Source organism: Bacteroidales bacterium, from assembly GCA_021648725.1.
Classification (GTDB): domain Bacteria; phylum Bacteroidota; class Bacteroidia; order Bacteroidales; family JAADGE01; genus JAADGE01.
The window spans coordinates 1-11,924 of record JAKISF010000053.1 but is presented as its reverse complement, the minus strand read 5'-3'; the positions used below and the strand labels follow the sequence as shown (position 1 = coordinate 11,924).

Sequence of the window (11,924 nt, the reverse complement as noted above, 5' to 3'; positions counted from 1 at the left end):
AAAAAGATGTCGAAATTAGACTTGAACAAATGGAAAAAAGACACAAGAAAAGAAAATACGATATTGACCTAAATTACAGGAAACAAGCTGAAAAACAGGAAATTTTAACTTAGTAAAGTAGAATTAAATTAAGATTTTAAAATCAATTTATATATTTGCAGCAAAATAAAATACAATGTATAACACAGCATTTTATATCATCATAGCAATTATCGTATTATCTTATATTTTTTCTCAATATTTAGATGCTTTAAATTCTAAAAACAGAAATAAAGACATCCCGAAGGAACTGGACGGTATATATGACGATGAGAAGTATAAAAAATCACAAGCATACGGTAAAGCCAATTCAAAATTCGGTTTTATAAGTTCTACATTTACGATTCTCCTTACATTAGCCATGTTTTTCTTCTTCGGCTTTAACTTTATTAATGAAATTGCATTGACTTATTCAGAAAATTCAATTGTATCTGCATTAATATTTTTCGGTATCTTAATGTTAGCATCGGATATTATTAATATTCCTTTTTCTGTTTATTCCGTTTTCGTTATTGAAGAAAAGTTCGGTTTCAATAAAACAACGGTTAAAACTTTTATTCTTGATAAAATTAAAGGCTGGTTTCTCGGAGCAATAATCGGAGGAGGTTTGTTGGCATTAATAATTTGGCTATATACTTTAAACGAAGATATGTTTTGGATATGGGCGTGGATTGCAATCAGTGTGTTTTCAATATTTATGACCATGTTTTATTCAAGCATAATTGTTCCCCTGTTTAACAAACAAACACCTTTAGAAGAAGGCGAATTAAGAATGGCGATAGAAGAATTCAGTCAAAAAGCCGGTTTTAAATTAGATAATATATTTGTTATTGACGGCTCCAAACGATCTTCAAAAGCAAATGCCTATTTCAGCGGTTTGGGTTATAAAAAAAGAATTGTCTTATACGATACTTTAATTAATGATTTAACTGTTGATGAAATTGTTGCCGTTCTTGCTCATGAAATAGGTCATTACAAGCACAAACACACTTTTGGGAATATATTAATATCAATTATACAAAGCGGCTTAATGCTCTTCATATTTTCTATTTTTGTGAATAATATTGAACTTTCAAAAGCAATGGGGTCTCAAACGGTTAGTTTTCAGCTGGGTTTAATTGCATTCGGTATTTTATACAGTCCGATTTCAACAATTTTGAGTTTGTTTATGAATATGCTTTCTCGAAAGCACGAATATGAAGCAGATAAATTTGCAAAAGAATACGGACAAGCAGAAGGTTTGATTTCAGGATTAAAGAAACTAAGTGAAAAAAACCTGAGTAATTTAACCCCGCATCCTCGCTATGTCTTTTTTTATTACTCCCACCCTACTTTGTACCAAAGAATAAAAGCTTTAAAATGAACATTGAGATTGAAAGAAAATTCTTGGTAAAAAATAATTTCTCGGTTGAAGGGCTTCATTTTGAGAAAGTAAAACAGGGCTATATTTCAACTGAACCTGAACATTCTGTAAGAATTCGATTAAAAGGCAACAAAGCATATTTAACCATTAAAGGAAAAAGCAACGAGTCCGGCACAACACGTTTTGAATTTGAAAAAGAAATTACGGTTAATGAAGCCGAACAGCTTCTGTTGCTATGTAAAAATAAGATTATTGTAAAAACAAGATATTATTTTCCGGCAGGTAAGCATACTTTTGAAGTTGATTTCTTTGAAGGAAAAAATAAAGGTATAAAAATTGCCGAAATTGAGTTGACAAACGAAAACGAAGATTTTATAAAACCCGATTGGCTCGGTGAAGAAGTTACCGGAGATATAAGATATTACAATTTATATTTGGCAGAGCATCCTTTTACAAGTTGGAATATAACTGCCTGTGAATCAATCGATATTTTAATGATAATAAAGAAGATGATAAATTATTTCGGAAAAGATGTTCGAAGAATAAACCATGCTTTAAAAGTTCATGCTTATGTAAAATATATTTCCTATAACGAAAATATCAGTAACAAACTACAAGAAACTGCAGAAATTGCCGCCGTTTTACATGATATAGGAATAAAAGTTTGTGAAAAGAAATACAATTCAACTGCAGGACACTATCAAGAAATTGAAGGACCTCCCGTTGCAAAAGAACTATTAAAAGAATTTAATATTCCGGGTAAAACATTAAACAGAGTTTTATACATTATTGCAAATCATCACAGTTATTCTAAAATTGATAATCAGGATTTTCAAATATTAATAGAAGCAGATTTTTTAGTGAATTTTGAAGAAGGTAATGAATCAAAAAATATAATTCCGAATATCAGAAAAAAAATATTTAAAACAAAAACAGGAACTGAATTGCTTGAAAATATATTTATTTAAAAGAATTTATTATTGTTGTTAAAGGATTATCATTATTACTTACCGTTATGTTATACTTTTCTTTTAAATTACCGGGTGCATTATTTACCACAAAACTAATTCCTGAGCAATCTAAAAAATGGATGTCGTTATAATCATTACCGACAGCTATTGTATCAGATAAATCTAAATTAAGTTTATTTACAAGAAACTTAACCGCTGTTCCCTTATTTACCCCTTTCGGATATATTTCCATCCAAACAGAACGGTTATCAATCGGAGAAGTTGCTCGAATAATACTGAATTCTTTAAACTCATTTTCAATTTGTTTTACAATTTTATTATCCTGAGCTATGCAAATAAATCTTGCGGAATTTTCCAACTTTTTAAAATCATTTAATTCTTTAATATATGATTTATAAATTAAATTTATTCTGTCAAAATCCGGATTTGTTTCAGAAAATCTTTTAAAAAAATATTTATGACTGTTCGGGATATTTGCTCGCACTTGAAAATCTATTTTTAGCTTATCTAATCGTTTTGCAATAGTTATTACATCATTTTTAGTTATAAAGTGAGATTTTATAATTTTTTTTGTTTTATAATTCATAATTCCTGCACCTGCCGCAAAAATTAAATAATCAATCGGAAAATCAGATGCTAAAACTTCATTTGTGCTGAATAATGAACGTCCGGTTGCTATAATTCTTTCAACATTTTGTTTCCCGAGATTTTGTAAAGTTTTAAAATCATTATCTCCTACTTTTCGTTTATCGTTTAATAAAGTTCCGTCAAGGTCAATAATTACTGATTTCAAATTCATAATTTAAAATATAAAAACGATTACAAGAAAGGAATATTAAGAGGAATAAAAAAATTAAATAATATTACCTACTTTTGAACACTATGGAAGCAGCTTTATTTCACATAAATATATTTCTCATAAACGGAATTGTCGGGTTATTTCTTACCGTAATAATGCTGTATTTTTCAATTATTTTCATGAACGAAAACGAAAAAAGAGCTTCATTAATAACCCTGGCTCTTAGTTTAATAACAATTGCACTATTCTCATTTACATCTTTTTACCTTAATAACGAAATCATTGCTTACAGTTTTGTCTTTTTAATTTTTATTCTCGGTATTATTTTAGTTATTCCTGTAAAAGTTAAGAGTAAAGTAATTAAAAACCCTGTTAAATTTAAATTTGATGAACGTGATGTAATGTTTTCGAGAGCAGCTCTTAAACCCGGCTCAGAAAATTTTAAAGAATACTATAAGAATAATTCCGAAAAGAAAATACTCGATGATAAATTCAGAGCAAAGGCAGGATTATTAAGTAAAAAAAGTTTAAAATATAATGAATTTAAATTTGCAAGTGCAAATGCTAATTTTGAAGCTGTTGAAGTTTTTGTCGGTAATATTGAAGAAGTTGCGAAAGAAAATGTTTCTAAAAAAGAAATTAATGCTCATGAAATCAGTAATTACATTAAGAACTGGATAAAACAAATAGGTGCAGTAAGTATAGGAATTACCGAATTAAAAGATTATCATTTATACAGCCATAAAGGAAGAGGAAAAGAATACGGCAAAGAAATAACGGACAAACACCCTTTTGCCGTTGCTTTTACGGTTGAAATGGACAAAACAATGATTGATAAAGCCCCGAAAGCAGAAACCGTAGTAGAATCTTCTCAACAATATTATCGCTCTGCTGCAATTGCAAATCAGTTAACTTTGTTTATAAGGCAATTCGGATATTCAGCAAAGCCCCATTTCGACGGCAATTATGATTTAATTTGTCCTACGGTTGCTCGTGATGCAGGGTTAGGAGAATTAGGCAGAATGGGAATTTTAATGTCACACGAAATAGGACCGAGAGTAAGAATTGCTGTTGTCACTACAGATTTGCCTCTTATCGCAGACAAAATAAATCCTAAACCGAGTATGACCGAATTTTGCAAGATTTGTAAAAAATGTGCCGTAAATTGTCCTGTAAAAGCTATATCTTTTGATAATCCGAAAGAAGAATTCGGAACGGAAAGATGGACAATTAACCAAGAATCATGTTTTACATATTGGAATGTTATAGGTACGGATTGCGGAAAATGTATTCAGGTTTGCCCCTATTCGCATCCGAATAATTTTATGCATAATTTAATCAGAAAAGGTATTGATAATTCAAGATTATTTGCACAAGCAGCACTAAAAGCCGATGATTTATTTTACGGAAAAAATCCGAAAAGCAAATAAATTATATTATTTCGTTCATTATCATTTTTGCAAATTCTTCTGCTTGTTTTTGGGTTTTGCTTTCGGCATAAATTCTGATAATAGGTTCTGTATTTGATTTTCTTAAATGAACCCAGCCTTCTTTAAAATCAAGCTTCACACCGTCAATTGTCGTAATTTTAACTTCATTTTCTTGCTCATATTTATTTTTTATTTTAGAAAGTATGTCATCAACGTCTGTATCAGGAGTTAATTCAACTTTATTTTTTGAAATATGATACTCAGGATATGTTGCACGTAATTCAGAGCAAGTTTTACCGGATTTTGCCAAATGTGTAAGAAACAATGCTATTCCGATAAGGGAATCTCTTCCGTAATGTAAAGGAGGAAAAATAACACCGCCGTTTCCTTCTCCTCCGATAACAGCATTAACTTTTTTCATTTCTTCAACCACATTAACTTCTCCTACTGCAGATGTTGAATATTTTCCTCCGTATTTTTCCGTAACATCTTTTAAAGCTCTTGTGGAGGATAAATTTGATACCGTATTTCCTTTTTGTATTGAAAGAATATAATCAGCAACGGCAACAAGCGTATATTCTTCACCGAACATTGTGCCGTCTTCATTAATAATTGCCAATCGATCAACATCAGGATCAACCACAAAACCGACATCAGCCTTTTGTTCTTTAATAACTTTTGAAATTTCAGTTAAATTTTCAGGCAAAGGTTCAGGGTTGTGCGGAAAATTACCGGTTGGCTCACAGTATAATTCAATTGTATTTGTTACACCTAATTGCTTCAATAATTCCGGCAATGCAATTCCGCCGACAGAATTTACGGCATCAATTGCTACTTTAAAATCAGCTTTCTTAATTGCTTCAATATCAACAAATTTATTTTCCGTAATTAAATCAATATGTCTTTGTAAATAATCTTTTTCGGAAGTTTTTCCTATCTTATTTATTTCGGCATAAGTTATTTCATCAAACTTATTATCAGCATATTTCAAAAGTTCTTTTCCTTCACCGGCAGATATAAATTCACCATTTTCATTTAAAAGTTTTAACGCATTCCATTGTTTCGGATTATGACTTGCTGTTAATATTATTCCTCCGTCAGCATGTTCCTCCGTAACAGCAATTTCGGTTGTCGGCGTGGTTGCTAAACCTATATTTACCACATCTGCACCCATTCCGGTTAAAGTTCCGATAACAATATTTAAAACTTGTTGCCCTGATAATCTTGCATCTCTTCCTACAATAATTTTCAATTTATTCTTTGACAAACGCTTTTGCATTAAATGAATATATGCAGAAGTGAACTTTACTATATCAATCGGAGTTAAGTTATTTCCGGGTTTTCCGCCTATTGTTCCTCTTATTCCTGAAACGGATTTAATTAATGTCATGTTGGGTTATTTTTTACAAAAATATGAATTCGATACCGATAATAATAAAAAATCAAAATATATTTGCAAAAAAAATAAATGAAACCTTTACAAATTCTTATATATATATCTGTTCTTTCGTTTTTTTCTTGTAAATCAAACAGCCAAAGTGAAATAAAAAATTTTGATGTTACTGATAAATATCAAACAACAGTTGACACAATATTGTATATGCAAGAAATGTCAACTTACCTTGACACATTGTTTTTAAACAGATATGAAGATGAAGTTTTAAAGTACGAATTAATTGATGCGAAAAAAGGTATTACAGAAGGACAAATTTTATTTCTCGGAAGTTCAAGTATCAGAAGATGGTATTCAATAAAAGAAGATTTATTTCCTTTACCGGCAATTAACAGGGGTTTCGGAGGTTCAACTTTGCCGGAAGCAATATATTATTTTAACAGATTGGCAATGCCCTATAAACCCTCTGCAATAGTTTTATATGAAGGAGATAATGATGTTTTGGCTCCGTTTTTAACGCCTGAAAACATCCTAAAAGCATTTAAATTATTTGTTCGTATGGCAGAAAAATATTTACCTGAAACAGATATTTATTTCTTATCAATAAAACCTTCGCCAAAAAGAATCAATTATATAGATAAAATGCTAATTACAAATATGTTAATAAAAGAATTTTGTATTACAGAAAAAAAACTTCATTATATTGACATAACTGAACCGATGTATGATATAAGCGGCAATATCCTAAACAATATATTTCAAAAAGATAAACTGCACATGAATAAAAAAGGATATGAAATTTGGGCAAAGATTATAAAAGATGCTTTATTGAAAAAATAACATAATTTTAAGAATAATATTTAGCTTTGAATATACTCAATTGCATTTAATGCTGCAATTGTTCCGTCGGAAACAGCAGTAGTAATTTGTCTGTATATTTTCTCTCTGCAATCTCCGGCTGCAAAGACCCCTTTTATATTTGTTTCTAAATTCTCATCAGCTAATATTTCGCCTCTTTCATTTAACTTTATGATATTTTTAAAAGGTTTGGTTTGAGGTACATAACCTATAAAAATAAATACACCGTCAATTTTCATTTCTGTTTCAATTCCTGTATTAGAGCTCTTAATTTTTACCTTTTCTAAAGATTGTGAACCGTAGAAACCGGTTATAGTTGATTCTAAAATAAAACTTATTTTTTCATGATTTTGAGCAGCTTCAATCGCATGTTTATATGCCTGAAAATAATTAAATTGATGAATAATCGTAACTTTACTTGCATATTGAGTTAAAGAAATTGCTTCCTCTAATGCAGAATTACCGCCGCCAACAACAATAATTTCTTTATCCTGAAAAAAATCACCGTCGCAAGTTGCACAATAAGAAATACCTCGTCCTGCAAATTCTTTCTCCCCTTCAACTCCTATTTCTTTTGATTTCCCGCCTGTTGCAATAATTACAGCTTTTGACTCATAAGTCTCTTTCTTGTTTACCGTAACTTTTTTTATGATTCCTTTTAAATCAATATTTGTAACTTTAATATTTGATTTCACAATGCAACCAAAAGATTCAGCTTGCTTTTGCATATTTCTCGACATCATGTATCCGCTTATTTTTTCTATTCCCGGATAATTTGCAACTTCGTGTGTCAATGACATTTGACCTCCTGCAATACCTTCATTTAAAATTAAAACCTTTACTTTTGCTCTTGAAGCGTATAATCCTGCAGTCAAACCTGCCGGTCCTCCGCCGATAACAATAATATCATATTTATTTTGTTGTTCCATATTGCTCTGTATTACAAAAACACCTTACAAAACGCAAGATGTTTAAAAACTAAAATTATGAAAATATCGAGATAAAGAAGCTAAACATTAATTATAATATGTGATTTTAAAATTCTGATTTTAAAATTTCTGTAATTTGCTCTCTTGTTTGAATACTGCTTGTAGCTTTTACAACTTTACCGTTTTTATAATAAACAGTAAAAGGCAATCCCATAAAACCTGCACACTCAGGTAAATTTCTTATAACATGTGCTTCCGGATTATCAAAAAGCATATCACAAAACTTAATATTTTGGTATTCTTCTCTTAATTCTTCCATTACAGCATAAACAGGCACACACATAGGTCCCATTCTGCCGCAGCATATCATTACATTTTCATTTTCGGAAATAATCTTATTATAATCTGCTCCCGTTGTTACATGTTCTAAGTTTGTGTTCAAAACCATTTCTACAATTATTTAAATTTAACAAATCATCATATCCGGATAACCGGATACAAAACTATCATAAAAAAAAATATCACAAAAATATTTTTATTAAATCTTAAAAAAATGTAAGATTGTACTTAAATTTTACAAGAAATATTAAGATGAAAATTATTTGCAAGAATACAAATATTACGAAAGAATACGATTTCGGTACGAGTTTACATGAAATTATTGAAGACCAGAAAATAACAAACAGCCATCCTTTCTTGGGTGCATTAGTAGATAATGAAGCAAAAGAACTTTCTTATCGAATTTTCAAACCTCATACTGTTGAATTTATTAATATTACACATCGTGAAGGTATGAGAATGAATTTTCGTTCATTATACTTTGTTTTAATGAAAGCCGTAAAATCAATATATCCTGATATTGATGTTATGATTGAACACTCTGTTTCAAAAGGCTATTTCTGTCAACTTGTAGGAAAAGATATGACGGGGCAAGCAGAACAAGTTAATGAGATTAAGAATAAAATGACGGAAATTATTGATGCAAACATACCTTTTGTAAGAAATGAAATCTTGAATTCAGAAGCAATTGAAATCTTTGAAAAAAATAATTATCCCGAAAAAGCACGCCTGTTTAAACAAAGCCCTTCATTATATACTTGTGTGTACTCGTTAGAAGATATGATAGATTATTTCTACGGATTTCTTGTTCCGTCAACAGGATATCTAAAAGTTTTTGATTTAATTCAATTATACGACGGAATGCTTTTAAAAGTACCTGACAGAAAAAAACCTGACAAACTTGAACCATTCGTAAAACAAGATATGATGTTCGACATTCTTGAAGAACACAAAAGTTGGGTTGAAATTTTAAATACTGCGAATGTAGGCAGGTTAAATGAGCAAATTATTGAAGGTAACGACAGCGAATTAATAAAAATATCAGAAGCATTACATGAGAAAAAAATTGCTGAAATTGCAGACGAAATAAAAAACAAAGGAAATATAAAATTAATTTTAGTTGCAGGACCCTCATCTTCCGGAAAAACAACTTTCTCAAAACGACTTGCTGTTCAACTTAAAGTTTCAGGATTGAAACCTATTCAAATATCATTAGACAACTATTTTGTAAACAGAGACCAAACACCCTTAGATGAAAACGGAGACTACGATTTTGAATCTTTAGATGCACTGGACACTAAAACTTTCAACAAAAATATTAATGATTTAAAAGCCGGTAAAACAATTGATTTACCTAAGTTCAGTTTTGAAACAGGAGAACGATATTTTGACGGAACAACACTTTCGGCAGACGAAGACACTATTTTTATTGCAGAAGGAATTCACGCTTTAAATCCGAAGTTAACTGAAAATATTGATGACGATGTAAAATATAAAATATATATATCCGCACTTACTCAAATTGGTATTGACGGGCACAACAGAATCCCGACAACAGACAACCGGTTGATTAGAAGAATAATAAGAGACCACAAATACAGAGGGTACAGTGTCTATGATACGTTAAGTCGTTGGGAAAGTGTAAGAAGAGGAGAAGAAAAAAACATTTTTCCGTTTCAGGAAGAAGCAGATATAATGTTCAATTCTGCCTTACTTTATGAACTTGCAGTTTTAAAAAAATATGCAGAACCGCTTCTGAAAGACATCAACCAAAGCAAACCCGAACATGCAGAAGCTAAAAGATTATTAAAGTTCTTTTCCTACTTTAAGGACATTAACATAGAAGATGAAATTCCGCCCACATCTATTTTAAGAGAATTTCTCGGCAAAAGCACTTTCCATTATTAATTAAAATATTTTTATGAAAATTATCGGTTTAACCGGAGGAATAGGAAGCGGAAAATCAATTGTTTGTAAAGTATTTGAAAAACTCGGAATTCCTGTTTACAATTCAGATATTGAAGCAAAAAAATTGATGAATTCAACCCCTGAAATTAAAAATAAACTTATTTCAAAATTCGGGAAAGAAGTGTATCTGCAAAATAAATTAAACCGAAAATTTCTTGCAAACATAATTTTTAATGATGAGAAAAAACTGAAATTCATAAATTCACTTGTACATCCTATTGTCAAAAATCATTTTAATAAATGGGTTTCTTTACAAAACAGTTCTTATGTTATCAATGAAAATGCAATATTATTTGAAAGTAATATGTATAAAAACGTTGATATAATAATAACTGTTACTGCACCTGAAAAAATAAGAATTAAACGAGTTAAGCAAAGAGATAACACAAATTTTGAAGAGGTAAAAGCAAGAATAAAAAATCAAATTTCAGATAAAGCAAGAATAAAAAAATCAAATTTTATTATCAGAAACGATGATAAAGAACTCATATTACCGCAAATTTTAAACATACATAAAAAAATAACGAGTGAATAAATTTAACAAAATAATTATTTTGAAAAAACGTTAATAACCTCAAATGTTAGTAATATTATTTCCGATATAAGAAATATCAATTACATTTGCACAAATTTTTTAAGAAAAACTATGGATTTAAGTAAGATTTTATCAATTTCAGGAAAACCCGGGTTATATAAACATATTGCCCAATCCAAAACAGGTATCGTTGTAGAATCAGTTTCCGACGGAAAAAGAGGCAGTGCATTTGCATCCGACCAAATAAGCTCTTTAAGCGACATTTCAATTTTCACAACCGATGAAGACATTAAACTTGAAGATGTTCTCAAGAAAATTTATGATAAAGAAGAAGGTAAAAAAGCAATAAGCCCGAAATCAAGCTCCGCTGAAATCAAAACTTACTTTGAAGAAGTACTGCCTGAATATGACAAAGACAGAGTATATGTGTCTGATATTAAAAAAGTTTTAAAATGGTATAATTTATTGTCCGAAAATAATATTCTTGAATTTAAGGAAGAAAAAGAAGAGAAGAAAGATGACAAAGTAAAAGATGACGAGAAGACTTCCGAAAAAGACAAAGAAAAGAAAGAAGATTAATCTAAAATCAACTATTTTAAATTATTTCATTAAGCGATTATCATAATGGTAATCGCTTTTATTTTTACTTTATTAATCTGCTATTATCACTGTCCGCACTATAACACAACTAAATGCCTGCCAAAAATTTGCATAATAAAATAGTTATGTTTATATTTATCCTTTCAATTACCTAATTTAAAAAACTAAATATGAAATTTTGCAAATTACCCCCCCCCCGCAAGATTAATGCCTATTATTTTTCTTATGATTACTTTTTTTGCAACAACTAAATCAGAGGCACAATTAGCCATAGGCACAACCATAAACCCCTACACAGGGGATATTTACCATACCGGAGGAAATGTAGGAATAGGAACATATAAGCCCTTTAAGTTGTTACATCTTTACAGCGATACAATTACTACTGTTCGCTTATCTTCAAAGTGCAACAAATGTGATACTTCAAGTTGGGATTTTAGTGTATATCGCAATTTAGATTTTTATTATAAAACCGCAAGCAAATACTTTCCTGTTATGACCTTGACGGAGTATGCACAACTCGGTCTGGGCACAAAAACACCCGATATAAGTGCAATTATGCAAATAAACTCAACAAACAAAGGATTACTCATTCCCCGTCTTTCAACAAGCCAAAAAAATGCAATAAGCAGTCCCGCAAATGCTTTATTGGTTTTTGATACCGATTTGCAAGCTTTTTCATATTACGATACAAACGCCG

At 30.2% G+C, this 11,924-nt stretch carries 11 protein-coding genes and 1 pseudogene; 8 read left to right on the top strand and 4 right to left on the bottom strand.

Annotated elements, in window-relative coordinates; translation table 11 throughout:
* The first annotated feature begins 175 nt into the window (after window positions 1–175).
* Together L3J35_13355 and L3J35_13350 are read left to right on the top strand one after the other, a co-directional pair.
* Entirely contained in the window at window positions 176–1,402 is a 1,227-nt protein-coding gene (locus L3J35_13355) for a M48 family metallopeptidase (GenBank protein ID MCF6367171.1), read from the top strand.
* Window positions 1,399–1,863, top strand: a pseudogene (locus L3J35_13350) (CYTH domain-containing protein). The gene L3J35_13355 and the pseudogene L3J35_13350 overlap by 4 nt, the downstream one beginning before the upstream one ends.
* A 499-nt stretch (window positions 1,864–2,362) precedes the next feature.
* Here L3J35_13350 and L3J35_13345 read toward each other — a convergent pair.
* A complete protein-coding gene (locus L3J35_13345; protein ID MCF6367170.1) occupies window positions 2,363–3,172 on the bottom strand; it encodes an HAD-IIB family hydrolase in 810 nt (269 codons plus the stop codon).
* 83 nt (window positions 3,173–3,255) lie between these two features.
* On the opposite strand from L3J35_13345, the gene L3J35_13340 reads away from it, so the two are divergent.
* Window positions 3,256–4,602 carry a 4Fe-4S dicluster domain-containing protein gene (locus L3J35_13340; protein ID MCF6367169.1) on the top strand — a complete coding sequence of 449 codons (1,347 nt, stop codon included), beginning with the start codon at window positions 3,256–3,258 and terminating at the stop codon, window positions 4,600–4,602.
* Window position 4,603: 1 nt separating this feature from the next.
* Here the strand turns inward: L3J35_13340 and glmM are convergent, their stop codons facing one another.
* Window positions 4,604–5,992, bottom strand: a complete 1,389-nt coding sequence (glmM, locus tag L3J35_13335) for a phosphoglucosamine mutase (protein MCF6367168.1) — start codon at window positions 5,990–5,992, stop codon at window positions 4,604–4,606.
* A 78-nt stretch (window positions 5,993–6,070) separates the two neighbouring features.
* Between glmM and L3J35_13330 the strand changes: the two genes are divergently transcribed.
* A complete protein-coding gene (locus L3J35_13330) occupies window positions 6,071–6,835 on the top strand; it encodes a hypothetical protein (protein ID MCF6367167.1) in 765 nt (254 codons plus the stop codon).
* 20 nt (window positions 6,836–6,855) lie between these two features.
* On the opposite strand, the gene trxB is transcribed toward L3J35_13330, so the two are convergent.
* Both trxB and L3J35_13320 read right to left on the bottom strand, forming a co-directional pair.
* Window positions 6,856–7,782: a thioredoxin-disulfide reductase gene (gene trxB, locus L3J35_13325; protein ID MCF6367166.1), complete on the bottom strand. Its 927-nt coding sequence runs from the start codon at window positions 7,780–7,782 to the stop codon at window positions 6,856–6,858.
* A gap of 106 nt (window positions 7,783–7,888) precedes the next feature.
* Window positions 7,889–8,230 carry a thioredoxin family protein gene (locus L3J35_13320; protein ID MCF6367165.1) on the bottom strand — a complete coding sequence of 114 codons (342 nt, stop codon included), beginning with the start codon at window positions 8,228–8,230 and terminating at the stop codon, window positions 7,889–7,891.
* A 143-nt stretch (window positions 8,231–8,373) separates the two neighbouring features.
* On the opposite strand from L3J35_13320, the gene L3J35_13315 reads away from it, so the two are divergent.
* The 4 genes from L3J35_13315 to L3J35_13300 all read left to right on the top strand — a co-directional run.
* On the top strand, window positions 8,374–10,029 hold the full coding sequence (locus L3J35_13315) for a nucleoside kinase (GenBank protein MCF6367164.1): 1,656 nt from the start codon (window positions 8,374–8,376) through the stop codon (window positions 10,027–10,029).
* 13 nt (window positions 10,030–10,042) lie between these two features.
* Complete coding sequence (coaE, locus tag L3J35_13310) at window positions 10,043–10,624, top strand: dephospho-CoA kinase (protein ID MCF6367163.1); 582 nt, start codon at window positions 10,043–10,045, stop codon at window positions 10,622–10,624.
* Between the two features lie 111 nt (window positions 10,625–10,735).
* A complete protein-coding gene (locus L3J35_13305) occupies window positions 10,736–11,203 on the top strand; it encodes a DUF5606 domain-containing protein (GenBank protein MCF6367162.1) in 468 nt (155 codons plus the stop codon).
* Window positions 11,204–11,449: 246 nt separating this feature from the next.
* The coding region (locus L3J35_13300) for a hypothetical protein (protein ID MCF6367161.1) at window positions 11,450–11,924 on the top strand (475 nt) is incomplete at its 3' end.

Excerpts from the sequence above, each read along its gene's own strand:
- L3J35_13330 (MCF6367167.1), top strand. The coding sequence starts at position 6,071 with ATGAAACCTTTACAAATTCTTATATATATATCTGTTCTTTCGTTTTTT.
- L3J35_13315 (MCF6367164.1), top strand. The coding sequence starts at position 8,374 with ATGAAAATTATTTGCAAGAATACAAATATTACGAAAGAATACGATTTC.
- L3J35_13345 (MCF6367170.1), bottom strand. The coding sequence starts at position 3,172 with ATGAATTTGAAATCAGTAATTATTGACCTTGACGGAACTTTATTAAAC.
- L3J35_13355 (MCF6367171.1), top strand. The coding sequence starts at position 176 with ATGTATAACACAGCATTTTATATCATCATAGCAATTATCGTATTATCT.
- coaE (MCF6367163.1), top strand. The coding sequence starts at position 10,043 with ATGAAAATTATCGGTTTAACCGGAGGAATAGGAAGCGGAAAATCAATT.
- L3J35_13340 (MCF6367169.1), top strand. The coding sequence starts at position 3,256 with ATGGAAGCAGCTTTATTTCACATAAATATATTTCTCATAAACGGAATT.
- L3J35_13320 (MCF6367165.1), bottom strand. The coding sequence starts at position 8,230 with ATGGTTTTGAACACAAACTTAGAACATGTAACAACGGGAGCAGATTAT.
- L3J35_13305 (MCF6367162.1), top strand. The coding sequence starts at position 10,736 with ATGGATTTAAGTAAGATTTTATCAATTTCAGGAAAACCCGGGTTATAT.
- glmM (MCF6367168.1), bottom strand. The coding sequence starts at position 5,992 with ATGACATTAATTAAATCCGTTTCAGGAATAAGAGGAACAATAGGCGGA.
- trxB (MCF6367166.1), bottom strand. The coding sequence starts at position 7,782 with ATGGAACAACAAAATAAATATGATATTATTGTTATCGGCGGAGGACCG.